Source organism: Citrobacter portucalensis (assembly GCF_002042885.1).
Taxonomy (GTDB): Bacteria; Pseudomonadota; Gammaproteobacteria; order Enterobacterales; family Enterobacteriaceae; genus Citrobacter; species Citrobacter portucalensis.
Map to the genome: position 1 here is coordinate 26,177 of NZ_MVFY01000004.1, position 24,900 is coordinate 51,076.

Consider the following 24,900-nt stretch of genomic DNA (forward strand, 5'->3'; position numbering starts at 1 on the left):
AAAAATGATGAATCATTTACCAATGCCAGCCTTCGGCCCGCTTTCCGGGGTACGCGTTGTCTTTTCAGGGATCGAAATTGCCGGTCCGTTCGCCGGACAGATGTTCGCCGAATGGGGCGCTGAGGTTATCTGGATTGAAAACGTCGCATGGGCCGATACCATCCGCGTACAGCCTAACTATCCGCAGCTCTCACGCCGTAACCTGCACGCCCTGTCGCTGAATATTTTCAAAGATGAAGGCCGGGAAGCGTTTCTGAAGCTGATGGAAACCACCGATATTTTCATTGAAGCCAGTAAAGGTCCGGCCTTTGCCCGCCGAGGTATTACCGATGAAGTGCTGTGGGAACATAACCCGAAACTGGTTATCGCCCACCTTTCCGGCTTCGGCCAGTTTGGTACCGAGGAGTACACCAATCTTCCGGCGTATAACACCATCGCACAGGCGTTCAGCGGCTATCTGATCCAAAACGGCGACGTGGATCAGCCAATGCCCGCCTTCCCGTACACCGCCGATTACTTCTCCGGGATGACCGCAACGACAGCAGCGCTGGCGGCCCTGCACAAAGTGCGCGAAACGGGTAAAGGTGAAAGCATCGATATCGCTATGTACGAAGTGATGCTGCGCATGGGTCAGTATTTCATGATGGATTACTTCAACGGCGGCGAAATTTGCCCACGCATGACCAAAGGCAAAGACCCGTATTACGCTGGCTGCGGCCTGTATAAATGCGCCGATGGTTATATCGTCATGGAGCTGGTCGGCATCACGCAAATCAACGAATGCTTCAAGGATATTGGCCTCGCCCACATTCTTGGCACACCGGAAGTCCCGGAAGGCACCCAGCTTATCCATCGTGTGGAATGCCCTTACGGCCCGCTTGTGGAAGAGAAACTGGACGCCTGGCTGGCAACGCACACCATCGCCGAAGTCCAGGCGCGCTTTGCTGAGATGAACATCGCCTGCGCGAAGGTGCTGACTATTCCTGAACTGGAAGGCAACCCGCAGTACGTTGCCCGCGAATCTATTACGCAGTGGCAAACAATGGATGGCCGCACCTGCAAAGGGCCAAACATCATGCCGAAATTTAAAAACAACCCGGGGAAAATCTGGCGTGGCATGCCGTCACATGGCATGGATACTGCCGCCATTCTGAAAAATATTGGTTATAGCGAAGCAGACATAAATGAGCTGGTCGGCAAAGGCCTGGCCAGAGTTGAGGAATAAACGCGACGCGCTGACCCCTCGATGGTTAGCGCTCACGCCTGATTTCAGTGGATAAAGCAATATGGATATCGTTGGCGGACAAAACTTACGTCAGATGTGGGACGACCTGGCCGGGGTGTACGGAGATAAAACGGCGTTAATTTTCGAATCCTGCGAAGGAATCGTTCGGCAGTTTAGCTATGCCTCGCTCAATGAAGAGATTAACCGCACGGCAAACCTGTTCTATTCCTTAGGGATCCGCAAGGGCGATAAGGTCGCATTGCATCTGGATAACTGTCCGGAATTCATTTTTTGCTGGTTTGGGCTGGCAAAAATTGGCGCCATCATGGTACCGATTAATGCCCGCTTGCTGGGTGAAGAAAGTGCCTGGATCCTGCAAAACAGCCAGGTAAGTCTGCTGGTCACCAGCGCCCAGTTTTATCCTATGTACCGCCAGATACGGCTGGAAAATAGTACCCCGCTTAATCATATCTGTCTGATTGGCGAACAGCTTCCGGCTGACGACGGCGTGAGTCACTTTACCCAACTGCAATCCCGCCAGTCCGCCACGCTGTGCTATACGCCCGCGTTATCCACTGACGATACGGCGGAAATTCTGTTTACCTCAGGCACCACCTCGCGGCCTAAAGGGGTGGTAATTACCCACTACAACCTGCGGTTTGCAGGCTACTACTCTGCCTGGCAAATCGCCCTGCGCGATGATGACGTCTACATGACGGTGATGCCCGCGTTTCATATCGATTGTCAGTGTACCGCCGCAATGCCCGCATTCTCCGCTGGCAGCACCTTTGTGCTGCTAGAGAAGTACAGTGCCAGGGCGTTCTGGAATCAGGTACATAGATATAAGGCGACGGTTACCGAATGCATTCCGATGATGATCAGAACGCTAATGGTGCAGCCCGCTACACCAACCGACAGACAGCATCACCTGCGCGAAGTGATGTTCTACCTCAATTTATCCGAGCAGGAAAAAGACGATTTTACCGAACGCTTTGGCGTCAGGCTGCTGACCTCCTACGGTATGACTGAAACCATCGTCGGTATTATCGGCGACCGTCCCGGTGACAAACGACGCTGGCCCTCCATTGGCCGCGTGGGATTTAGCTATGAAGCCGAAATCCGTGACGATCACAACCGTCCCCTGCCCGCCGGAGAAATTGGCGAAATCTGTATTAAAGGCGTGCCGGGCAAAACAATCTTCAAAGAGTACTACGCGCAACCGGAGGCTACCGCCAAAGCGCTGGAACCTGAGGGTTGGTTGCATACCGGTGATTCGGGCTATCAGGATGAGGATGGCTATTATTATTTCGTCGACAGGCGCTGCAACATGATTAAACGCGGCGGGGAAAATGTCTCCTGCGTCGAGCTGGAAAATATTATTTCTGCGCATCCCAAAATTCAGGACATTGTGGTTGTCGGTATTAAAGATTCAATCCGTGATGAAGCCATTAAAGCGTTTATCGTCCTTAATGAAGGTGAAACATTAAGCGAAGCCGAGTTCTTCAGCTTCTGCGAAAACAATATGGCGAAATTCAAGGTTCCCTCTTTTATGGAGATAAGAACCGACCTGCCGCGCAATTGTTCAGGAAAAATAATCAAAAAAAATCTGAAATAACCCTTCCGACAGGAACTCCTCCTGCCGGGAAATCTATTTATCTGGAGATGAACTATGAGTGATTCATTACATCTGACCCGTAACGGCCCGATCCTGGAAATTACCCTCGACCGGCCTAAAGCCAATGCCATTGACGCCAAAACCAGCTTTTCCATGGGTGAAGCGTTTCTTAATTTTCGTGACGACCCGGAATTACGCGTAGCGATTATCACCGGCGGTGGTGAGAAATTCTTTTCTGCGGGCTGGGACTTAAAAGCAGCAGCTGAAGGTGAAGCGCCAGATGCCGATTTTGGCCCAGGCGGCTTCGCCGGTTTAACCGAAATTTTCGATCTCGATAAGCCGGTCATCGCTGCGGTAAACGGCTATGCGTTTGGCGGTGGTTTTGAGCTGGCGCTGGCAGCGGATTTTATTGTCTGCGCGGAAAACGCCAGCTTCGCACTGCCGGAAGCCAAGCTCGGGATCGTGCCTGACAGCGGCGGCGTACTGCGTCTGCCTAAGCTGCTGCCACCGGCAATCGTCAACGAAATGGTGATGACCGGCAGACGAATGAGCGCCGAAGAAGCGCTGCGTTGGGGTATCGTCAACCGCGTTGTCAGCCAGGGCGAACTGATGGATAGCGCGCGTGAACTGGCGCAGCAGTTGGTCAATAGCGCCCCGCTGGCTATCGCCGCACTGAAAGAGATCTATCGCACCACCAGCGAAATGCCGGTGGAAGAAGGCTACCGCTACATCCGCAGCGGCGTGCTGAAGCACTATCCATCTGTACTGCATTCGGAAGATGCGCTTGAAGGACCGCAGGCGTTTGCCGAAAAACGCGACCCGGTGTGGAAAGGTCGTTAATGTGCCGATGCCGGATAGCGATTCGCTTATCCGGCAATAAAACCGAGATAAAACGATGAGCTACTACGCCTTTGAGGGCCTGATTCCGGTGGTACATCCGGATGCCTTTGTCCATCCCAGCGCCGTGCTGATTGGCGATGTCATAGTGAGTGCCGGAGTTTATATTGGCCCGCACGCGTCATTGCGCGGTGACTATGGTCGCTTGATCCTGGAGGCAGGTTCTAATTTGCAGGATGGCTGCATCATGCACGGCTACTGCGACACCGACACCATCGTGCATGAGAACGGACACATCGGCCATGGCGCAATCCTGCACGGTTGCGTGGTGGGCAGAGATGCGCTGATCGGTATGAACAGCGTCATTATGGACGGCGCAGTAATTGGCGAAGAGAGCATTGTCGCCGCCATGAGCTTTGTCAAAGCCGGATTTCAGGGAGAGGCAAGGCAGATGCTGGTTGGCTCACCCGCTCGCGTATTGCGTGAAGTCACGGACCAGGAACTGCACTGGAAACGGCTAAACACCAAAGAGTATCAGGATCTTGCAACTCGCTGCCACACAGGTCTACACGAAACACTGCCCTTAACGCGGGTCGAAGAAAACCGGCCACGCCTGAAAGGCACAACGGACGTAAAACCCAAATCAGCACAGTAATTGATGCCGGATGCGCTCACGCTTATCCGGCCTACGCGTCAATCACCGTTTATGCCGCCATCAGGCAAACTGATTATTAGCGACGCATACTCTTGGAGAGCATCATCTGCCATTTCTGCTCACGGTTGAGCTCTGTTGGAGGAACGGCAGACAGGCGTGGCGTTTTCGCCATGCTCACCTTTTTCTCCTGCAAATTGTGATTCAGTCGGCTATAGAGATGAGAGTCAATACTCACGACTTTCACCAGACGCTGGCACTGACAACCCCGACCGGCAATCTGATTAGGGATCATCTTAACTTCACAAACAATTTCTCCCACTTCCGACAGAATATAAGAGAGCGTATTAATTGCTTTGCAGTGCTCGATATCAAAATGGCGGGAAATTTCCTTTGCGGTGATCCAACGATCCTCGGCCATCATCCAGTCAGCAATTAACAAATAAAGCGGTCTTTCAACATATTTTTCACACATAAGCACACCATTTTCACAAATTAAAAATCTGGCTACGGCCTGTCCAAATTAATAAAAACTAAGCCATATTAAAATTGTGGATATAAAGGATAGTATGCGACTTGAATGTTGATTAGTGTGAGCAATATCGTGCTTATTACATTGAAAATGTGGTTACGGAAACGGACTTGTCCAGGAATGACCTTACGCAAGACAAAAAAAGGGTTTCTTTACAGAAACCCTTTCAAAATTATATTACAGATCCGGTTAGAGCAATATTCACCGGACCTTTTGTTTATTACTTTTTGATCTGCGCGTGCATTTCCTGCACCGAGGTTACCTTCTCGGTGGCATCGGCATTCAACGCCATCGCTGTGGCGAAACCGCCGTTCAGCGTAGTGTCATAATGCACTTTGTACTGCAGCGCGCTGCGGCGAATAAGCTTGGAGTCTTCAATCGCCTGACGACCTTCGGTGGTGTTGATGATATAGGTGTACTCGCCATTCTTGATACGGTCCTGAATGTGCGGACGACCTTCATGCACCTTGTTCACCAGACGTGGATTGATACCCGCTTCACCCAGAACAATCGCGGTCCCGTGCGTCGCATCCAGCTCGAAGCCAAACTTCAGCAGTTTCGCTGCCAGGTCAACCACGCGCTCTTTATCGCCTTCGCGAACGGAGAGCAGTGCACGACCCTGTTTTTTCATGGTGGAGCTGCTGCCCAGCTGTGCCTTGGCGAACGCTTCCGCGAAGGTACGGCCCACGCCCATCACTTCCCCGGTAGAGCGCATTTCTGGCCCTAACAGCGGGTCAACGCCCGGGAATTTGTTGAACGGCAGCACCACTTCTTTTACCGAGTAGTACGGCGGGATTACTTCTTTGGTTACGCCCTGCTGTGCCAGCGTTTTCCCGGCCATCACGCGCGCCGCGACTTTCGCCAGCGGTACACCAGTTGCCTTGGAGACGAACGGAACGGTACGTGCCGCACGCGGGTTCACTTCAATCAGGTAAACTTCGTTATTCTTCACTGCAAACTGGACGTTCATCAGACCGCGAACCTGCAGTTCGAAGGCCAGTTTCTGCACCTGTTGGCGCATCACATCCTGAATTTCCTGACTCAGGGTGTACGCTGGCAGAGAACATGCGGAGTCACCGGAGTGCACGCCCGCCTGTTCGATGTGCTCCATGATGCCGCCAATCAGCACCATTTCACCGTCGCAGATAGCGTCCACGTCCACTTCAACCGCGTCATCAAGGAAACGGTCCAGCAGTACCGGCGCATCGTTAGAAACGCTGACTGCGGTCTGGAAGTAGCGACGCAGGTCAGCTTCGTCGTAGACGATTTCCATCGCGCGACCACCGAGAACATACGACGGACGCACTACCAGCGGGTAGCCAATCTCTTTCGCCTTCTCAACAGCCTGTTCGATAGCCGTTACGGTAGCATTCGCCGGTTGTTTCAGCTTCAGACGGTCAACCGCCTGCTGGAAACGCTCGCGGTCTTCCGCGCGGTCGATGGCATCCGGGCTGGTACCGATAACCGGTACACCTGCAGCTTCCAGCGCACGCGCCAGCTTCAGCGGGGTCTGTCCGCCGTACTGTACGATGACGCCTTTCGGCTTCTCGATACGAACGATTTCCAGTACGTCTTCCAGCGTGACCGGTTCGAAGTACAGGCGGTCAGAGGTGTCGTAATCAGTTGAAACGGTTTCCGGGTTACAGTTGACCATGATGGTCTCGTAACCGTCTTCGCGCAGCGCCAGCGAGGCGTGTACGCAGCAGTAGTCAAACTCAATACCCTGACCGATACGGTTTGGACCACCGCCCAGCACCATGATTTTATCGCGGTCAACGGACGGGTTCGCTTCGCACTCATCTTCATAGGTGGAGTACATGTAAGCGGTGTCGGTGGCAAATTCTGCCGCACAGGTATCCACGCGTTTGTAGACCGGGTGCAGATTGTACTGGTCGCGCAGTTTGCGGATTTCCGCTTCGCGAACGCCGGCCAGTTTCGCCAGACGCGCATCGGCGAAGCCTTTGCGCTTCAGTACGCGCAGGAAGTCAGCGTCGAGGCCGTTGATGCCAAGGTCGGTGACTTTTTCTTCCAGACGTACCAGCTCTTCAATCTGCACCAGGAACCAGCGGTCGATGTTGGTCAGATTGAACACGCCATCGACGGACAGGCCAGCACGGAAGGCATCGGCGATGTACCAGATACGCTCAGCGCCCGCGTCTTTCAGCTCGCGGCGGATTTTGGTCAACGCTTCCGGATCGTCGAGGCTTACTTTCGGGTCGAAGCCGGTCGCGCCCACTTCCAGACCGCGCAGCGCTTTCTGCAACGATTCCTGCTGGGTACGGCCAATCGCCATCACTTCACCGACAGATTTCATCTGCGTGGTCAGGCGGTCGTTAGCACCAACGAATTTCTCGAAGTTGAAGCGTGGAATTTTGGTCACAACGTAGTCGATGGACGGCTCAAATGAAGCCGGAGTACGGCCGCCGGTGATGTCGTTCATCAGTTCGTCGAGGGTATAGCCCACCGCCAGCTTGGCGGCGACTTTCGCAATCGGGAAACCGGTGGCTTTAGATGCCAGCGCAGAAGAACGGGATACGCGCGGGTTCATCTCGATGACAATCAGGCGACCGTTTTTCGGGTTTACCGCAAACTGGACGTTAGAACCGCCGGTTTCCACGCCGATTTCACGCAGTACCGCCATCGAGGCGTTACGCATGATTTGATATTCTTTGTCGGTCAGCGTCTGGGCAGGTGCTACGGTGATGGAGTCACCGGTATGGATACCCATCGCGTCAAAGTTTTCGATGGAGCAGACGATGATGCAGTTGTCGTTTTTATCACGCACCACTTCCATCTCGTACTCTTTCCAGCCAATCAGCGATTCATCAATCAGCAGCTCGTTGGTTGGGGAAAGATCCAGACCACGTTCGCAGATTTCTTCGAACTCTTCGCGGTTGTAGGCGATACCGCCGCCGGTGCCGCCCATGGTGAAGCTAGGGCGGATAATGCACGGGAAGCCAACGTCAGCGGCAACCGCCAACGCTTCTTCCATGGTGTGAGCGATGCCTGAACGCGCGGTGTCGAGACCAATCTTTTTCATCGCGATATCGAAGCGACGACGGTCTTCCGCTTTATCAATGGCATCCGCCGTTGCGCCAATCATGGTCACGCCGAACTCAGCCAGTACGCCCTGGCGTTCCAGTTCCAGCGCACAGTTCAGCGCTGTCTGACCGCCCATGGTTGGCAGCACTGCATCCGGGCGTTCTTTCTCAATAATTTTGCGCACCACTTCCCAGTGAATCGGCTCGATGTAAGTGGCATCGGCCATTTCCGGGTCGGTCATGATGGTTGCCGGGTTGGAGTTCACCAGAATAACGCGGTAACCCTCTTCACGCAGGGCTTTACACGCCTGCGCGCCGGAATAGTCAAACTCACACGCCTGACCGATAACAATCGGACCCGCGCCCAGAATCAGGATACTTTTTATGTCTGTACGTTTTGGCATGGCTCTATTACTCCTGATTATTTCGCGGACTGACGGTATTGCTCAATTAACTCGATAAAGTGGTCGAACAACGGTGCAGCGTCGTGCGGACCCGGACTCGCTTCAGGGTGTCCCTGGAAGCTAAACGCTGGTTTATCGGTACGATGAATCCCCTGCAAGGTGCCGTCGAACAGTGACTTGTGGGTCACGCGCAGGTTGGCAGGCATGGAAGCTTCATCTACAGCAAAACCGTGGTTCTGTGCGGTGATCATCACGGTATTGTTATCAATATCTTTTACCGGATGGTTGCCGCCGTGGTGGCCAAACTTCATCTTAATGGTCTTCGCACCACTCGCCAGCGCCAGCAGTTGATGGCCGAGGCAGATGCCAAATACCGGAATATCGGTTTCGAGGAATTTCTGAATCGCGGTAATTGCGTAGTCGCACGGCGCCGGGTCGCCAGGGCCGTTGGACAGGAAAATACCGTCCGGATTCATCTTCAGAACGTCTTCTGCTGAGGTTTTCGCCGGTACAACCGTCAGGCGGCAGCCGCGGTCCGCTAACATACGCAGAATGTTACGTTTGGCGCCGAAATCGTAAGCCACAACGTGGAACGGCATTTCATCGGCAGATTTCGCTTCCGGCAGGTCACCGGCTAGCGTCCAGCTCCCCTGCGTCCAACTATAAGGCTCCGCGGTGGTCACTTCTTTCGCCAGATCCATACCGTTCAGGCCAGGGAAAGCTTTTGCTTTTTCCAGTGCCAGCGCCGCATCCGGGTTATCGCCCGCGATGATGCAGCCGTTCTGTGCACCCTTTTCACGCAGCAAACGCGTCAGCTTACGGGTATCGATATCAGCAATCGCCACAATGTTATGGCGCTTGAGGTAAGAAGAGAGGTCTTCAGTATCGCGGAAGTTGCTGGCAATCAGCGGCAGGTCGCGGATGACCAGGCCTTGCGCATGTACCTGAGAAGATTCTGCATCGGCTTCATTGGTGCCGACATTACCGATATGAGGATAAGTAAGAGTGACGATTTGGCGGGAATAGGAAGGATCAGTGAGGATTTCTTGATAACCGGTCATTGAAGTATTGAAAACGACTTCCCCAACCGCCGAACCTGTTGCCCCTATGGCCCGACCGTGAAACTGGGTTCCGTCTTCCAGAACCAATAGCGCTGACTTAATCAAAACACCCTCCAGAGAATATTCACTCACTTTATTTGCATATTAATTCATTAACACCTCATGAATCAATGCAAATTTGCTTACCTATGGATTTCTGGCAAACGGCGGCATTCTAGAGATAGCTCACACAAAAGTCTACCCAAAAGGGCTTTTTTTATTATTATTTTGCGCCACTGGGATAAAACACACGATTTAACAGGCAAAAAGATCAGCTAACTCAGGGTGGAAAACGCTTGCGGCAGGCAAAGAGTGTAAAAACAGAATGCAGGAGAGAAAAAAGTGGACCATTTGGTCAAAATTTACATTGAGATAACAAAACAACCCAACAAAACACGGAAAAATAATCAATTAAAAGAAAAATCACACTCAGAAGCTAAAAATAAAAGGGCAATAAAATATTGCCCTATGTAATCAAATAATTATGATTACAATAACCACATCACGAAGGGTAATGAAAGCTATAAACTGCGTAAATCAAGCACATCTTTCATGTCAAAAAGACCATTTGACTTTGATTTTAGCCAAATTGCCGAACGCACTGCGCCATTGGCAAAAGTCATGCGGCTGGACGCTTTATGCGTGATCTCAATACGCTCGCCAATATCAGCAAACATCGCGGTATGCTCACCGACGATATCCCCCGCCCGTACCGTGGCAAAACCGATCGTGCCCGGTACGCGCTCGCCGGTGTAACCTTCACGCGAATAGACGGCACACTCTTTTAAATCTTTATCCAGCGCCCCGGCAATCGCCTCGCCCATCGCCAGCGCAGTGCCTGACGGCGCATCAACTTTATGGCGGTGGTGAGCTTCAATAATCTCAATATCGGTGTAATCGCCCATCACTTTCGCCGCCTTCTCCAGCAGCTTAAGCATGACGTTAACGCCAACGCTAAAGTTCGCGGCGAAAACGATCGCAATCTCCTGCGCGGCATCACGAATAGCCTGTTTACCGGCATCGTCAAAGCCGGTGGTGCCAATCACCATCCCTTTACCGTGCTGGCGGCAAAACGCCAGATGCGCCAGCGTGCCTTCCGGGCGGGTAAAATCGATGAAAACATCGAAATCATCTTTCACCGCGTCAAGGCTGCTTTGCACGGTAACGCCCGTTTTTCCGGCCCCCGCTAATTCTCCGGCATCGCTTCCCAGTAAGGACGAGCCTTCGCGCTCTAACGCGGCACCCAATTGAACACCTTCCATCGCCATGGCGGCCTGGATTAACTGCCGTCCCATGCGGCCACCGGCGCCGGCAATGGCGACACGGATTTGTGCTTCATGCATAGCTATTCTCTTTTATAAAAATTGCGTAAACCGTTTTCAGAGTAACCAGCGCGCCCGGAGGCCGCTAGCTGAAAACACCCATAATTAGAATTTAATGATAAACAGAGGGGAATATCAGTAAAAGACATGATTCATCCCGCAGGATGAATCATTGCTGGAGCACAGGAAAGAAGTCAAACTTACTCAGTATGGCGCAAAATGATGGGAAAACGACGGAAATACGAGCAGTAATCAGCCAGTCTGCGTAGATATTTTCGCGAGTGTGGTTTTATGGCACGAGCGTGTAGTTGACGATCATTTGCCCTTTTTTCATCTTCACCTGAGTAATCGTCACCGGTCCAATCTCAGAGAGATGGGCAACATGCGTCCCTCCGCAGGGATAAGCGAGGAGATGACCAAATCCAACCTGCCGCAACCCGTCGGTGAATGTCACTTGTCTGGCGAGATTGTCTGCCTGCCAGGCGTTGATTTTCTCCTGCAACGATAGCGTATCCGGTAACGTGCCGTTTTCACCGGCGGCGAAAGTAATGCGCCCCTCATTGGGCCAATGATGTGCTTTCACCGGGAGCCAGCCAAACGCTGTACCCGCCAGGCCGATAAGATGTCCTGCCGAGTGCAGGCGGGCGTGCAGTTGACGCAACGCGACATCCACACGCAGGTTCACGATGCCGGGGAGGAGCGGTTTTGCCACGATGTGCACCACATCGTCACCGCGCGCGAGGACTGTTTCAACCCGCTCACCATCAATCCAGCCCGCATCCGCAGGCTGCCCGCCTCCCTGCGGGTGAAAAAGGGTTCTATCCAGTACCACCGCGTACCGTCCATCCAGCTCAGCCGAGCAACTCAGTAAGTTAGCCTGGCCTTCAGTGTTATCGCTGGTGTAATAAAGACGTTCAGTCATGATTGCTCTCCTCTTGATGGGAAGAGTATATTCACTTTACTGACGGCGATAATCCTGCGCTGGTTCAATGCATCTTTGCCTGGTACGCACAAATGAATCCTAACCTTCTTCCCGACCTTGCCACCTTTGTGTTGATTATCGACCAGGGGAGCTTCTCCGCTGCCGCCAAAGCCTCGGGTGCTACGCCTTCCGCTATTAGCCGCAGCGCTTCACGCCTCGAGAAGGCGTTGGGCAGTAAGCTGCTGCACCGTACGACGCGCAAGCTGGCGCTCAGCGAAACGGGCAAAATTGTGTATGCACACGCGCAGGAAATGCTGCATGCGGCGCAAAAGGCCGTCGACTCAGGCAGCAGTCGACAAACCATCGCGCAAGGGCAACTGACCCTCAGCGTGCCGAAAGCGGTGGGGCGATTTGTCATTCATCCACTGATGGCCGAATTCTTTACGCGCTACCCGCAAGTGGACGTCTGCCTTCGGCTGGAAGACCGGTATATGGATTTAATCGACGACGGCGTCGACCTTGCACTGCGCATCAGTCAGTCGCCCTCCCCGGGCCTGTACGGGAAACCGCTGATGCCGGTCAGCCATGTGATATGCGCAACCCCCGAATACTTACGCAAGCACGGTACGCCCGAGCACCCGCAGGCACTGCGAGAGCATAGCTGTATCAGTCTTGGCGAGACACCTGCGGATTCACGCTGGAAGTTTCGACGCGGTGAGCGCATGGAGACCATTCAGACTCATGGCCGCTACGCCGCCAACCACACCGGTGTACGTCTGGACGCGGTAAAAAAGGATCTGGGAATCGGCAGCCTGCCACTGTTCACCGCCAGCGAGGCACTCGCCAATGGCGAGATTGTCCAGGTACTGCCAGAATGGGAATTTATCAGCGACTACAGCGGGGAACTGTGGCTGCTATGGACGCGCAATCAACATATGCCCGCCAGAATGCGGGCGATGATTGATTATCTCAGCGAGAAGGTGCCGTTGCACAACACCTGATTACAGCGCGCGGGCAAATACCTCTGCCACCCACTGCTGGAACCCCTCAACGTTCAGACCCAGCGCAACCTGCGCATTTGCCGGATGCCCCAAGCGTCCTTCAATGTCCACTACCGTCGTACCCGAGGTATATTCGCCCTGGGTTTCAACCGCCACGAAGCACGGCTGCAGGGTAAACAGTTCCGGGCGCACCAGCCAGGCAATAGCGCACAGGTCGTGCATTCGCAGCCCCGTATTCATACTGCCGCTACGGTAATGGCTAAACAGCGCATGCAGCATTTTCCCCGTCTGGTTAAGTTGGGGGAGCGTCGCCAGATAGTCCGGGGCGAGCATGGCCTGATTGGTCACATCCAGCCCACACATCACAATCTCCAGCCCACTCTGGAAGACTTTCGCTGCGGCCTCGGGATCGATAGCAATATTAAACTCGGCGTTGGGTGTGAAGTTCCCGCGCCCGGCAGAGCCGCCCATAATCACCAGACGCTGAATGTTGAATACGCATTCAGGATAATGGGTCAGCAGCAGCGCAATGTTGGTCAGCGGGCCAATCGCCACCAGCGTCACGGGCTGCGGGGCATGCATCAGCGCATCGCGAATCGCCTGGAAGGCGGGTTTTGCCATCGCCTGGCGGTCGTGTTCGACAAATTCATACCCTTCCATACCGGACTCGCCGTGCACGGAAGCGGCATCACGCAGCGGCCGCACCAGCGGCATTGATGCTCCCTGCGCTAGCGGAACATCCGCATTCCAGAAGTGCAGCAGTTGCAACGCATTACGGGTGGTTTTTTCCACCGACACATTGCCTGCTACCGTGGTCATCAGTTGCAGATCCAGCTCAGGGGCAAACAGCGCGGCGGCAATGGCGGCGGCATCATCAATGCCGGGATCGGTATCAAGAATGATCGGTAAGCGCATGGTTTCTCCATAAAAAAATGCCAGACGTTAAGTCTGGCATCTTCTCATAATCGTAACCGGAAAGACTTACTCTACTTCACGAACATCCACACGCAGCTCTTTCGGCACTTCGAAAACGATGTTCTCTTCGCGGCCTTCCAGTGGGATCGCTTCCCCACCACCAAGCTCTTGCAGGCGAGCAATCACGTTTTGCACCAGGATATCCGGCGCCGAGGCTCCGGCCGTCACGCCCACACACTTCGCTTCTTTCACCCACGCTTCCTGAATGTCGGTCGCATCGTCAATCAAATACGCCGCTTTCCCCATTCGCTGGGCCAGTTCAGCCAGACGGTTGGAGTTAGAGGAGTTCTTAGAGCCGACCACCAGCACAACATCAGCCTGTTCCGCCAGCGCGCGAACCGCTTCCTGACGGTTGGTGGTGGCATAACAGATATCGTCTTTGCGCGGCCCGACAATTTTCGGGAAGCGTTGACGCAGCGCATCAATAACGTCAGAAGTGTCGTCAACGGAAAGCGTTGTCTGCGTCATGAAGGATAATTTTCCTTCATTTTTCACATTCAGTTTCAGCACATCATCCGGTGATTCAACCAGATACATTCCCCCTTGCGGGTTGCTGTACTGGCCCATCGTGCCTTCGACTTCCGGGTGCCCGGCGTGACCAATCAGAATGGATTCTTCGCCACGACGACTGGCACGGGCAACTTCCATATGCACCTTCGTTACCAGCGGGCAGGTCGCATCAAAAACCGTGAGGTCACGGCCTTTGGCTTCGTTACGCACCGCCTGAGATACGCCATGAGCGGAGAAAATCAGGATCGCGCCATCCGGCACTTCGCTGATTTGCTCGATAAAAATAGCGCCGCGCTCGCGCAGGCTATCCACCACATAGCGGTTATGCACCACCTCGTGACGGACATAAATCGGCGCGCCATAAATAGCCAGCGCGTTTTCCACAATGCTGATAGCGCGGTCTACGCCAGCGCAAAAACCGCGCGGGTTGGCCAACAGGATCTGCATTTTACGCCTCCAGTGCCGGTTCGACTTCCAGCACTTCAATATCAAAATGAACGGTATGCCCGGCCAGCGGATGGTTGAAATCAACCGTGATCGAATCACCGTTGATTTCGCGGATCACGCCAGGCATCTCACTGCCGTCCATTGCGGTAAAGAGCATGATAGCGCCAATTTCTGGCTCACCCGCGTCCATAAACTCCCGACGCGAGAAATACTGAATTAAGTCCGGACTTGACACGCCAAAGGCGGCATCCGGTTCCAGAGCAAAAGTGGTTTTATCACCTTCTTTTAGCCCCAGCAGGTGTTGTTCCAGTCCTTCAGACAGAGAACCGTCGCCCAGGCGAAACAGCGCAGGCTTGCCGTTATTGCGGGTTGACTCTGCGGTTGAGCCATCGTCGAGCTTAAGGGTGAAGTGCACCAGCACCGCACTGTTACTCTGTACTGATTTAGACATGCAGGTTGCTCTTTAAAATTGCTGCCGCCTGTTTGCCCGGTGGCGATACGCTTACCGGGCCAACAAGGATCGCAGTATATTGTAGGCCGGATTAGCATAGCGCCATCCGGCATTTTTTTATGCGGCTTTTTTCTCTTTCGACGGCAGGAAGCCTTCGAGAACAATCAATGCCGCGCCGATACAGATAGCAGTATCGGCCAGATTGAAGGTCGCGAAATGCCAGTCGCCGACGTAAAAGTCAATCATATCAACCACGAAGCCGTGCCACAGGCGGTCGAACAAGTTGCCCAGTGCACCGCCAATGATTAACGCATACGCGATGTTGTTCAGCTTCTGGGTCGCCTTCGAGCGATACATCATCACCATCAGGATGACGCAAATACCGATGGCGATGCCGGCAAAGAACCAACGTTGCCAGCCGCCGCTGTCGGCTAAGAAGCTAAACGCCGCACCATAGTTACGCGCGTAGTGCAGATTAAGCGACGGAAACAGCGACACCGTATCCCCCAGAGCAAAGTTCTGGAGGATCAGGTATTTGCTGCCTAAATCGATAATCAGCACGACTACCACCAGCCACAGCCAGCGTAGTCCTGTTGAACAAAGAGGCTTACTCATCAGGCAAACTTACGTTGTTCGCCATCACCGGCGATGTTGCTGACACAGCGTCCGCAGATATCTGCATGTTCCGCCACCTGGCCGACGTCGGTAGTGTAATGCCAGCAGCGCGGGCATTTCTCACCTTCGGCTTTGCTCAGTACGATTTTCAGACCTTTGAGCAGTTCGCTCTGCTGAGCATCAGCAGGAGCAGCCGCATAATCCGCAACCGTCGCACCAGAGGTCAGCAGTACAAAACGCAACTCTTCGCCCAGCGCGGTCAGTTTCGCCGCCAGCTCAGGTTCAGCGTACAGGGTCACTGAAGCCTCCAGAGAACCACCGACTTTCTTATCCGCACGCGCCTGTTCGATGACCTTGTTCACTTCGCCACGCACTTTCAACAGCTCGTCCCAGAAGGCATCGTTCATCGCTTCGGTTTCGCCTAAGCCAAACAGACCTTCGTACCATTCACCGGTAAAGACATACTTCTCACGATCGCCCGGCAGGTAGCCCCAGATTTCATCGGCGGTGAAGGACATGATCGGCGCCATCCAACGAACCAGCGCTTCAGCGATATGGAACAGCGCTGTCTGGCAGCTACGACGCGCCACGCTATCCGCTTTCGCGGTGTACTGACGGTCTTTGATGATGTCGAGGTAGAACGAACCCATTTCGACGGAGCAGAAGCGCATCAGGCGCTGTACCACTTCATGGAAGTCATAGGCTTCATAGGCTTTCAGGATTTCGTCCTGCGCCGCTTGCGCACAACCTACCGCCCACCTGTCCAGCACCACCATCTCTTCCGGTTTCACCATGTCTTTAACCGGATCGAACCCATTCAGGTTCGCCAGCAGGAAGCGCGCGGTGTTACGGATACGACGATAGCTGTCGGCAGCACGTTTCAGAATTTCGTCAGAAACGGCCATTTCACCGGTATAGTCGGTTGAAGCCACCCACAGACGCAGAATATCCGCGCCCAGTTTGTTCATCACATCCTGCGGAGAAACGGTGTTACCGATAGACTTGGACATCTTACGGCCCTGACCATCAACGGTGAAACCGTGAGTCAGTACCTGGCGATAAGGTGCTTTGCCTTTCATGGCGGTGGAGATCATCAGAGATGACATGAACCAGCCACGGTGCTGGTCAGAGCCTTCCAGATACATATCTGCCGCATGGCCTGCAAACTCAGGACGTACGTCCACGACGGAGGAGTGGGTTGAACCAGAGTCGAACCACACGTCCAGCGTATCCGGGACTTTGACATACTGGTCAGCTTCGTCACCGAGGATATCTTTCGGATCGAGATCCCACCACGCCTGGATGCCGTCAACTTCAACGCGTTTAGCCACTTCTTCCATCAGTTCGATAGCGCGCGGATGCAGCTCTTCGGTGTCTTTGTGAACAAACAGAGACATCGGCACACCCCACGTACGCTGACGGGAGATACACCAGTCAGGACGGTTGGCAACCATCGATTCAATACGCGCCTGGCCCCAGTCCGGGATCCACTGCACGCCTTTGATCTCTTTCAGGGACTGCGCGCGCAGGCCTTTCTGATCCATGCTGACGAACCACTGCGGCGTCGCACGGAAGATGATCGGTGACTTGTGACGCCAGCAGCATGGGTAGCTGTGCTGCATCTTCTCAACGTGCAGCAGCGCACCTTTTTCGCTCAGCAGCGCAACGATTTTGTCGTTGGCTTTAAAGACGTTCACGCCGTCCAGATCCGGATAAGTACCCGCCAGGTATGCGCCGTCCGGGCCAACCGGGTTAGCGATTTCCAGACCGTATTTCTGGCTGATGACGTAGTCATCCGGACCGTGACCGCCAGCGGTATGAACCGCACCGGTACCCGCATCCAGCGTAACGTGATCGCCAAGGATAGCTGGCACATCAAAGCCCATAAACGGATGGGTAAAGCGCAGCAGTTCCAGCTCAGCGCCTTTAACGGTGCCGAGAATGGTGTATTCAGCCGCGCCAATACGCTGCATGACGCTTTCAACCAGATCTTTCGCCAGAATCACAGCCTGGCCGTCAATCTGCACCAGCGCATAGTCAAAATCAGGTGCCAGAGAGATTGCGCGGTTCGCCGGTAACGTCCACGGGGTAGTGGTCCAGATAACCAGAGAGATCGGGCCGTTGACGTCAGAAACGCCAAATTTCGCTTTCACCGCATCCTGATCGTCGGCGTGGAACGCCACGTCGATGGACGGGGAGGTTTTGTCATAATACTCAACTTCCGCTTCCGCCAGCGCGGAACGGCAGTCAACGCACCAGTGCACCGGCTTCGCACCTTTGTGCAGGTGACCGTTACCGATGATTTTACCCAGCGCACGAATGATGTTGGCTTCGGTTTTGAAGTCCATGGTCAGGTACGGATGCGACCAGTCGCCCAGTACGCCAAGACGGATAAAGTCTTTACGCTGACCGTCAACCTGGGTCGCTGCGTATTCGCGGCACTTGGCACGGAACTCAGCGGCGGTAAACTTCTCGCCCGGTTTGCCGTATTCCTGCTCTACTTTCAGCTCGATCGGCAGACCGTGGCAGTCCCAGCCCGGAACGTAAGGCGAGTCATAACCCGTGAGTCCTTTGGACTTCACGATAATGTCTTTCAGAATCTTGTTAACCGAGTGACCAATATGAATGCTGCCATTCGCATAAGGAGGGCCATCATGCAGAATGAAGGTTTTTTTGCCTTTTTTGGCCGCACGAATGATGCCGTACAGGTCATCATCAGTCCAACGCGCCAGCATTCCCGGTTCGCGCTTGGCGAGATCGCCGCGCATCGGGAACCCTGTTTCCGGCAAATTCAGGGTTGATTTATAGTCACTCATCAGATTCTCGGTTCCGTATTTAAAACTCGTATAGGCATTAAGCCGGTTTTGTTAGCCCAAAAAATTCACGGGCAGTCAACTCATCACGCGCAATCTGCGCTTTTAGCTCATCCAGCGAGGCAAATCGCTGTTCGCTGCGTATTTTTTTACGCAGTACTACATCTATATGGCGACCATACAGGTCCATTACAACGTCCAATAGATGCACTTCCAACTGTTGGCGTACGCCTGCTACCGTCGGGCGGGTGCCGATATTGGCGACGCCGGGCAACGGTTTATCGCCCAGTCCCATCACTTCAACCGCATAAACCCCTTTCACCGGAGAAACCTGGCGACGCAGCGGTAAGTTTGCCGTCGGAAAACCGATGGTGCGCCCTAATTCATCACCGTGAACGACACGTCCTGAGATAGTAAAAGGATGCCCAAGCAGGCTTTCGGCCAGTTGCAGGTTATCTTCTGCCAGCGCCTGACGTACCGCAGTGCTGCTAATGCGCACACCGCCTTCGCAGAAGGTTTGGGTGCTGGTGATATCAAAACCATACTCAGCGCCCGCTTCCTGTAATAACAAGAAATCGCCCGCTCGGCTAGCGCCAAAGCGGAAATCATCACCAACGGCAAGAAATTGTACACCAAGGCGCTTAACCAGCAGATCGCTGATGAAGGTCTGCGCCGTTAATGCCGCAAAGCGCCTGTCAAAACGCACGCACAGCACGTAGTCCACGCCGCATTCCGCCAGATAACGCAGTTTTTCGCGCAGGCGAGTGAGGCGCGCTGGTGACTTGTCGGTCGCAAACAGCTCTAGCGGCTGCGGCTCGAAAATCATCACCATCACCGGTAAATTGCGTTTGCGCCCTTCTTCCCGTAAACCCTGCAGCAACGCACGGTGGCCACGGTGCACGCCGTCGAAATTACCAATAGTCAGCACACACCCATGCGGGGCCTGACTGAGATTATGTATGCCTCGTATCAGCTTCATGTCTGGCTCAAAACAGTGAAAATCGTGAAAGTATACCCTGTACCGCGGTCAACGTTAACCGGCGATTGTTTCTACGAAACAGAAAGAGGATTGTTTTCATTGTTATGAAACAAATTGCAGACCTTCACGGGCACGCCAATGCAATTTTTCTCGTGGAAAAGCTGTATTCACGCCACGCAAGCTGGTAGAATCCTGCGCCATCACTACGCAACGAGTGCTGCAATTTAAACGGCGCTTATTTGCACAAATCCATTGACAAAAGAAGGCTAAAAGGGCATATTCCTCGGCCTTTGAATTGTCCATATAGAACACATTTGGGAGTTGGACCTTGGCTAATATCAAATCAGCTAAGAAGCGCGCCGTTCAGTCTGAAAAGGCCCGCAAGCACAACGCTAGCCGTCGCTCTATGATGCGTACTTTCATCAAGAAAGTATACGCAGCTATCGAAGCTGGCGACAAAGCTACTGCACTGAAAGCATTTAACGAAATGCAACCAATCGTGGACCGTCAGGCTGCTAAAGGTCTGATCCACAAAAACAAAGCTGCACGTCATAAAGCAAACCTGACTGCACAGATCAACAAACTGGCTTAATCGCCTGCTTGTTGTTGCTTTGTGAAAAAACCCGCGCAAGCGGGTTTTTTTATGCCTGCTATCTGACGTTTTTCTCTTTAGCCACTGATGTTGTTCTCGCTCGTTAACGCTCTTCCTGACCAGCCTGTTTTTTCAGCTATCCCTTCCTCAGTCGCGTCGCGTAATACTTGAAAGTTATTTTCTTTCACTGTTTTCCTTTTTTTATTTCATTATTAATAAAACTGTGACCACCTTAGCAAATAGAAACATCGTTCATTCAAAAACGAATAAACGCAATCCTGATGTAAGATTTGATAATTGATTGCCGCTGTAGGGTTAACTACTTTTCATGTACACCTTACTCACTCATTTTAATCTGAGGATAAATTCAGTAACGACATAAAAATAATATTTAAAACTTGCTTGGAAAGTAGAAGCTGTTTTTCTGGGCGTATCGTTCCAGTATCGGAGTTATTATTATGAGTTCTGTTATTGAGGATACCCAGTCATGCGGGTCAACATCATTATCTTTACTACAGCGTATTAGCTACGGCTCTTTGGATGTGGCGGGTAATCTGCTGTATTGTTTCGGTTCAACTTACATTTTATATTTCTACACAGACGTTGCAGGTATTAGCCTCGCCGTAGCAGGCGTCATCCTGCTGCTGGCACGTATTGTCGATGGCATAGACGCCCCCATATGGGGGATCATCATCGATAAAACGCGTTCGCGTTACGGTAAATGCCGCCCCTGGTTTTTATGGTTGCCATTACCTTTTGCCGTATTCAGCGCCCTGTCATTTTGGTCTCCTGATATCAGTATGACCGGAAAAGCTATCTATGCAGCAATATCTTATATGATTGCTAGCATTCTATTTACCGGACTTAATACACCACTCAGTGCAATATTACCTCTGATGACCTTATCGCCTAAGGAAAGACTGGTTTTAAATTCCTGGCGAATGACCGGTGGGCAGATTGGGGTTTTATTAATGAATGCGACTGCACTGCCGTTAGTTGCTTTTTTAGGTAACGGAAATGATCATGCGGGTTTTATTTATACGGCGATTATATTTGCCGTAATATCCTGTTCGCTAACGCTTTTCGCCTTTAAAAATATCCGTGAAATGGATACGGATAAAATACAGCAAGAACCTAAATTGCCGATGAAAAAGAGTTTTGCGGCAATGAAAGGCAACTGGCCATGGATCCTGATGGTGCTGGCAAACCTGATCTTCTGGATTGCCCTACAACAACGCTCCACAACGATTGTCTACTATCTGACCTACAATCTCGACCGCAAAGATCTGGTTCCGCTGATTAATAGCCTGGCGACAATTCAGATCATGTTTATCATCGCTATCCCCTTCTTTAGCAAATACCTGGCTAAAACGTGGATATGGGTAGGCGGTCTGCTGGTCGCCACGCTTGGCGGCATCATGATGTGGCTGGCAGCGGACAACATTCCTTTTCTCATCGCCGCCTGGGTACTCGGCAATATCGGCAGCGGTATCGCCTGCTCAATGCCGTTTGCCATGCTGGGCTTCGCCGTCGATTTCGGTGCCTGGAAGACGGGTATTAAAGCTACCGGCATTCTTATCGCCTTCGGCAGCACCTTCTGCATCAAGATGGGTAGTGGCCTCGGTACCGCTTTCGCTGCCTGGATCATGAACAGTTTTGGCTATGTCCCCAACCATGCCCAGAGCGCTGCGGGTCTGGAGGGAATTACCTGGGCCTTTATCTGGGCACCCGCCCTACTCTTCGCGCTCGCAGCGATCCCACTACTTTTCTTTCGTAAATACGAAGCGATGGAAGAGAAGATTCGCCACGATCTGGAAACCATCAACTAAAAACGATCTTTACCTTCACCCTCGAAATATGGGAGGCACCACCATGCCATTTATGCAACATGACCCGCGTCGCCTGGTCTGGCAGCAAAACGATCGCTATTTATGGATTGAACCCTGGGGCGAGAACAGCCTGCGCGTACGCAGTGGCCGTCATCTGCCGGTAATGAGAAATGAAGACTGGGCATTGACTGAGCCAGTCGCAGAAAGCCACTGCCATATTGTTTATGAACACCACCAGGCGACGCTGACCAACGGCAAAATTATCGCTATCGTCAATCAAAAAGGACAAGTTACCTTTTACCGCCATCCACACAAACCTCTGTTGCAGGAGTTCTGGCGCTTGCGGGGCGAAATTGGCGAGGATGAATCTTCTCACGGCCAGTACGTCAGCGCACTCAACCTTGAGGGACGCGAATTCCGCCCTATTCAGGGTGGGAAATATTCACTTAAAGCCCGCTTCGAAGCCAGCGAAGGGGAAAAAATTTATGGTATGGGGCAGTATCAACAGGCTAACCTGGATCTCAAAGGATGCGTTCTTGAGCTGGCGCAACGTAACTCCCAGGCCTCAGTACCGTTTATGCTCTCCAGTCTGGGCTATGGATTTTTATGGAATAACCCGGCAGTCGGGCGCGTAACCTTTGCCCACAACGTTACCGAATGGGAAGCACAGGTCAGCGAACAGCTGGACTACTGGATCACGGCTGGCGATACCCCGGCAGAAATTAGCCGGGCTTATGCGCTGGCTACCGGCACACCGCCGATGATGCCGGACTACGCCATGGGCTTCTGGCAGTGCAAACTCCGCTATCGTACGCAGGCAGAGCTGCTGGAGGTTGCCCGCGAATATAAGCGCCGCAATCTGCCTATCTCGGTGATCGTTATCGACTTCTTTCACTGGCCGAATCAGGGTGACTGGATGTTCGATGCGCGCGACTGGCCCGACCCTGATGCCATGATTGCCGAGCTGAAATCGCTGGGAATTGAGCTGATGGTCTCCGTCTGGCCGACGGTGGATAACCGCACTGAAAGCTATCGGGAGATGCGCGAAAACGGCTGGCTGGTACAGACGGAACGTGGCTTGCCGATCAATATGGATTTCCTCGGCAACACCACTTTCTTTGATGCTACCCATCCGGGTGCGCGGGACTACGTCTGGGGCAAAGCCAAACGCAACTATTATGATAAAGGCGTGAAGCTATTCTGGTTAGACGAAGCCGAACCTGAGTTCAGCGTTTATGACTATGACAACTATCGCTACCATGCCGGGCCGGTACTGGAAGTGGGCAATATCTACCCGCGAATGTACGCCAAAACCTTTTTTGATGGTATGAAAGCCGATGGTGAAGACAAGGTTATCAACCTGCTACGCTGCGCCTGGGCCGGCAGTCAAAAGTATGGCGCACTGGTCTGGTCAGGTGATATTCACTCCTCGTTTAGATCGCTACGCAACCAGTTTGCCGCCGGACTCAATATGGGAATCGCGGGGATACCGTGGTGGACGACGGATATCGGTGGTTTTCATGGCGGTAATATTCACGACCCACATTTCCATGAACTGCTGATCCGCTGGTTCCAGTGGGGCGTATTTAGCCCGGTGATGCGTCTGCACGGCAACCGCGATCCGCAGATTTTACCGGAACAACCGTACCGGGATGGTATCGCCCAGTGTCCTACCGGTGCACCGAACGAAGTCTGGAGCTACGGTGAGGACGTGTGTGACGTACTGACGGATTGCCTGGCGTTGCGAGAGAAACTGAAGCCCTATATTAAAGCGCTGATGGAGGAAACCCATAAGCACAATACACCAGTGATGCGCCCCCTGTTTTTTGATTTCCCCGAACAGGAAACAAGTTGGGCAATCACCGACCAGTACTGTTTTGGTCCTGACCTGCTGATTGCCCCCGTAATGCATGAAGGTATGCGCGAACGTGATATCTGGCTACCGGAAGGGGAAACATGGACGGATCTTACGACCGGCGAGAGTTATTCGGGAGGGCAAACGTTGCACTATGCCGCGCCATTGAACAGAATTCCGGTATTTATCCGCGAAGGTGGGCAGTATCGTAGCTTATTGAGGCTATAGCATGAAACCGGCTGCGGGTGAGTACCGCAGCCGGAAGTATTACGGTAAGTATGTCTACTGTGGCTTGAACAATGCCGAGTAGTCCGCATTGCAAATACGCTGCACCGCCGGATGCTGGATCATTCTTTCCGCAAATATGGCGTGATACTCTTCCATCACATTTTCTACGCGTCCAATTTCAACAATAGAATCATCGGCATAGAAATTGTGCGAATACAAAGTAGGTGCAACAAAAATAGCATTATGCGTTGCCCCAAACGCTTTCATCAGCGCAGCGTCATCAAACTCACCGAGGATTTCGACATTCAATCCTTGTGAGTTGATCCAGTTCAGCAGCTTACGTCCGAGCATCGAACGACGTCCTGGGATCAGCAACCGACGCTCCTCAAGGCAGGCCGGGAATGGTTTTTCAGGCAGCGGTTTGGTGCACCAAAAACTTACGCTGCATTCGCCTATCCGCACTGAGAACAACCCTTCCTGCTGCGTAGAATCAATCGGACAGTCGGAGATAATCATATCCAGCTTATGCTGGCTGAGTTGATCCAACAGCATCTCGTGCGTTGACTCAAAACAACGCAGATGGATTTGTTCATCTTCAACCACAGCGGCATCCAGTACGCTGCTGACCAACTGCTTCGATAGCGCATCCGCCACGCCGACATCGAACAGCAAATTAGACTCTTTGCGGTAGTTCACGATATCCAGCATTTCCTGGCTTAAGGTGAACATCTTATCCGCGTAACGAAAAACCAATTCGCCTAACTCACTGGGCTCCAGCCCACGCCCCTTCCGCTTAAACAATTTTCCCTGTAAGCGTTCCTCAAGCGCTTTAATCTGCCCGGTAATGGTCTGCGGTGTCAGATAAAGCGCTTCTGCTGCACCAACCACTGACCCTTCTTTATAGACATGCCAAAAGTAGTACAGATGGTTGTAATTTATATGAGACATACTCTCT

20 protein-coding genes and 1 pseudogene are annotated in these 24,900 nt (G+C 52.9%); 8 read left to right on the top strand and 13 right to left on the bottom strand.

Annotation, left to right across the window (positions count from 1 at the left end):
- The first annotated feature begins 7 nt into the window (after positions 1 to 7).
- The 4 genes from caiB (at position 8) to caiE (ending at position 4,332) form a co-directional block, all read left to right on the top strand.
- The gene (caiB, locus tag BZK40_RS07280) at positions 8 to 1,225 is read left to right on the top strand and encodes an L-carnitine CoA-transferase (protein WP_079934401.1); all 1,218 of its coding nucleotides are present in this window, start codon (positions 8 to 10) and stop codon (positions 1,223 to 1,225) included.
- 61 nt (positions 1,226 to 1,286) lie between these two features.
- Positions 1,287 to 2,840 carry a crotonobetaine/carnitine-CoA ligase gene (gene caiC, locus BZK40_RS07285; protein WP_079934402.1) on the top strand — a complete coding sequence of 518 codons (1,554 nt, stop codon included), beginning with the start codon at positions 1,287 to 1,289 and terminating at the stop codon, positions 2,838 to 2,840.
- A 54-nt stretch (positions 2,841 to 2,894) separates the two neighbouring features.
- Complete coding sequence (caiD, locus tag BZK40_RS07290) at positions 2,895 to 3,680, top strand: crotonobetainyl-CoA hydratase (RefSeq protein ID WP_079934403.1); 786 nt, start codon at positions 2,895 to 2,897, stop codon at positions 3,678 to 3,680.
- Between the two features lie 55 nt (positions 3,681 to 3,735).
- Complete coding sequence (caiE, locus tag BZK40_RS07295) at positions 3,736 to 4,332, top strand: carnitine operon protein CaiE (protein ID WP_079934404.1); 597 nt, start codon at positions 3,736 to 3,738, stop codon at positions 4,330 to 4,332.
- Between the two features lie 76 nt (positions 4,333 to 4,408).
- On the opposite strand, the gene caiF is transcribed toward caiE, so the two are convergent.
- The 5 genes from caiF to BZK40_RS07320 form a co-directional block, all read right to left on the bottom strand.
- On the bottom strand, positions 4,409 to 4,804 hold the full coding sequence (caiF, locus tag BZK40_RS07300) for a carnitine metabolism transcriptional regulator CaiF (RefSeq protein ID WP_003829705.1): 396 nt from the start codon (positions 4,802 to 4,804) through the stop codon (positions 4,409 to 4,411).
- A 277-nt stretch (positions 4,805 to 5,081) separates the two neighbouring features.
- Positions 5,082 to 8,306, bottom strand: coding sequence for a carbamoyl-phosphate synthase large subunit (gene carB / locus BZK40_RS07305; RefSeq protein WP_003829707.1), 3,225 nt, complete (start codon positions 8,304 to 8,306; stop codon positions 5,082 to 5,084).
- Between the two features lie 17 nt (positions 8,307 to 8,323).
- Positions 8,324 to 9,472, bottom strand: coding sequence for a glutamine-hydrolyzing carbamoyl-phosphate synthase small subunit (carA, locus tag BZK40_RS07310; RefSeq protein WP_003829709.1), 1,149 nt, complete (start codon positions 9,470 to 9,472; stop codon positions 8,324 to 8,326).
- A 455-nt stretch (positions 9,473 to 9,927) separates the two neighbouring features.
- Positions 9,928 to 10,749: a 4-hydroxy-tetrahydrodipicolinate reductase gene (dapB, locus tag BZK40_RS07315; RefSeq protein ID WP_008786159.1), complete on the bottom strand. Its 822-nt coding sequence runs from the start codon at positions 10,747 to 10,749 to the stop codon at positions 9,928 to 9,930.
- A gap of 268 nt (positions 10,750 to 11,017) precedes the next feature.
- Positions 11,018 to 11,650 (bottom strand): alanyl-tRNA editing protein, encoded by a 633-nt coding sequence (locus BZK40_RS07320; protein ID WP_057066987.1) that lies wholly within the window; start codon positions 11,648 to 11,650, stop codon positions 11,018 to 11,020.
- A gap of 92 nt (positions 11,651 to 11,742) precedes the next feature.
- On the opposite strand from BZK40_RS07320, the gene BZK40_RS07325 reads away from it, so the two are divergent.
- The gene (locus BZK40_RS07325) at positions 11,743 to 12,651 is read left to right on the top strand and encodes a LysR family transcriptional regulator (protein ID WP_079934405.1); all 909 of its coding nucleotides are present in this window, start codon (positions 11,743 to 11,745) and stop codon (positions 12,649 to 12,651) included.
- On the opposite strand, the gene rihC is transcribed toward BZK40_RS07325, so the two are convergent.
- The 7 genes and pseudogenes from rihC to BZK40_RS24770 all read right to left on the bottom strand — a co-directional run bounded on the left by rihC (position 12,652) and on the right by BZK40_RS24770 (position 19,664).
- Positions 12,652 to 13,566 carry a ribonucleoside hydrolase RihC gene (rihC, locus tag BZK40_RS07330; protein ID WP_003829716.1) on the bottom strand — a complete coding sequence of 305 codons (915 nt, stop codon included), beginning with the start codon at positions 13,564 to 13,566 and terminating at the stop codon, positions 12,652 to 12,654. It abuts the gene before it with no gap.
- A gap of 66 nt (positions 13,567 to 13,632) precedes the next feature.
- On the bottom strand, positions 13,633 to 14,583 hold the full coding sequence (ispH, locus tag BZK40_RS07335) for a 4-hydroxy-3-methylbut-2-enyl diphosphate reductase (RefSeq protein WP_003018925.1): 951 nt from the start codon (positions 14,581 to 14,583) through the stop codon (positions 13,633 to 13,635).
- Between the two features lies 1 nt (position 14,584).
- A complete protein-coding gene (fkpB, locus tag BZK40_RS07340) occupies positions 14,585 to 15,034 on the bottom strand; it encodes an FKBP-type peptidyl-prolyl cis-trans isomerase (protein WP_003018929.1) in 450 nt (149 codons plus the stop codon).
- A 117-nt stretch (positions 15,035 to 15,151) separates the two neighbouring features.
- A complete protein-coding gene (gene lspA, locus BZK40_RS07345) occupies positions 15,152 to 15,649 on the bottom strand; it encodes a signal peptidase II (RefSeq protein WP_003018932.1) in 498 nt (165 codons plus the stop codon).
- Positions 15,649 to 18,465, bottom strand: coding sequence for an isoleucine--tRNA ligase (ileS, locus tag BZK40_RS07350; protein ID WP_079934406.1), 2,817 nt, complete (start codon positions 18,463 to 18,465; stop codon positions 15,649 to 15,651). Before ileS ends, lspA begins: the two co-directional genes overlap by 1 nt.
- Before the next feature lie 37 nt (positions 18,466 to 18,502).
- Entirely contained in the window at positions 18,503 to 19,441 is a 939-nt protein-coding gene (ribF, locus tag BZK40_RS07355; RefSeq protein ID WP_003829725.1) for a bifunctional riboflavin kinase/FAD synthetase, read from the bottom strand.
- Positions 19,442 to 19,448: 7 nt separating this feature from the next.
- Positions 19,449 to 19,664, bottom strand: a pseudogene (locus tag BZK40_RS24770) (DUF2575 domain-containing protein).
- Positions 19,665 to 19,769: 105 nt separating this feature from the next.
- Here BZK40_RS24770 and rpsT point away from each other — a divergent pair.
- The 3 genes from rpsT to BZK40_RS07375 all read left to right on the top strand — a co-directional run bounded on the left by rpsT (position 19,770) and on the right by BZK40_RS07375 (position 23,945).
- Positions 19,770 to 20,033, top strand: coding sequence for a 30S ribosomal protein S20 (gene rpsT, locus BZK40_RS07365; RefSeq protein WP_003018940.1), 264 nt, complete (start codon positions 19,770 to 19,772; stop codon positions 20,031 to 20,033).
- Positions 20,034 to 20,491: 458 nt separating this feature from the next.
- Positions 20,492 to 21,862: an MFS transporter gene (locus BZK40_RS07370; RefSeq protein WP_079934407.1), complete on the top strand. Its 1,371-nt coding sequence runs from the start codon at positions 20,492 to 20,494 to the stop codon at positions 21,860 to 21,862.
- A gap of 43 nt (positions 21,863 to 21,905) precedes the next feature.
- Complete coding sequence (locus BZK40_RS07375) at positions 21,906 to 23,945, top strand: glycoside hydrolase family 31 protein (protein ID WP_079934408.1); 2,040 nt, start codon at positions 21,906 to 21,908, stop codon at positions 23,943 to 23,945.
- A gap of 54 nt (positions 23,946 to 23,999) precedes the next feature.
- On the opposite strand, the gene nhaR is transcribed toward BZK40_RS07375, so the two are convergent.
- Positions 24,000 to 24,893, bottom strand: a complete 894-nt coding sequence (nhaR, locus tag BZK40_RS07380) for a transcriptional activator NhaR (protein ID WP_032942332.1) — start codon at positions 24,891 to 24,893, stop codon at positions 24,000 to 24,002.
- Positions 24,894 to 24,900: the final 7 nt, after the last annotated feature.

Bases quoted from the DNA above. Each gene is read 5' to 3' on its own strand.
- BZK40_RS07375 (WP_079934408.1), top strand. From the start codon at position 21,906: ATGCCATTTATGCAACATGACCCGCGTCGCCTGGTCTGGCAGCAAAAC.
- rihC (WP_003829716.1), bottom strand. From the start codon at position 13,566: ATGCGCTTACCGATCATTCTTGATACCGATCCCGGCATTGATGATGCC.
- lspA (WP_003018932.1), bottom strand. From the start codon at position 15,649: ATGAGTAAGCCTCTTTGTTCAACAGGACTACGCTGGCTGTGGCTGGTG.
- caiC (WP_079934402.1), top strand. From the start codon at position 1,287: ATGGATATCGTTGGCGGACAAAACTTACGTCAGATGTGGGACGACCTG.
- BZK40_RS07320 (WP_057066987.1), bottom strand. From the start codon at position 11,650: ATGACTGAACGTCTTTATTACACCAGCGATAACACTGAAGGCCAGGCT.
- ispH (WP_003018925.1), bottom strand. From the start codon at position 14,583: ATGCAGATCCTGTTGGCCAACCCGCGCGGTTTTTGCGCTGGCGTAGAC.
- ribF (WP_003829725.1), bottom strand. From the start codon at position 19,441: ATGAAGCTGATACGAGGCATACATAATCTCAGTCAGGCCCCGCATGGG.
- caiB (WP_079934401.1), top strand. From the start codon at position 8: ATGAATCATTTACCAATGCCAGCCTTCGGCCCGCTTTCCGGGGTACGC.
- BZK40_RS07370 (WP_079934407.1), top strand. From the start codon at position 20,492: ATGAGTTCTGTTATTGAGGATACCCAGTCATGCGGGTCAACATCATTA.
- ileS (WP_079934406.1), bottom strand. From the start codon at position 18,465: ATGAGTGACTATAAATCAACCCTGAATTTGCCGGAAACAGGGTTCCCG.
- fkpB (WP_003018929.1), bottom strand. From the start codon at position 15,034: ATGTCTAAATCAGTACAGAGTAACAGTGCGGTGCTGGTGCACTTCACC.
- caiF (WP_003829705.1), bottom strand. From the start codon at position 4,804: ATGTGTGAAAAATATGTTGAAAGACCGCTTTATTTGTTAATTGCTGAC.
- BZK40_RS07325 (WP_079934405.1), top strand. From the start codon at position 11,743: ATGAATCCTAACCTTCTTCCCGACCTTGCCACCTTTGTGTTGATTATC.
- nhaR (WP_032942332.1), bottom strand. From the start codon at position 24,893: ATGTCTCATATAAATTACAACCATCTGTACTACTTTTGGCATGTCTAT.
- caiD (WP_079934403.1), top strand. From the start codon at position 2,895: ATGAGTGATTCATTACATCTGACCCGTAACGGCCCGATCCTGGAAATT.
- carB (WP_003829707.1), bottom strand. From the start codon at position 8,306: ATGCCAAAACGTACAGACATAAAAAGTATCCTGATTCTGGGCGCGGGT.
- dapB (WP_008786159.1), bottom strand. From the start codon at position 10,749: ATGCATGAAGCACAAATCCGTGTCGCCATTGCCGGCGCCGGTGGCCGC.
- caiE (WP_079934404.1), top strand. From the start codon at position 3,736: ATGAGCTACTACGCCTTTGAGGGCCTGATTCCGGTGGTACATCCGGAT.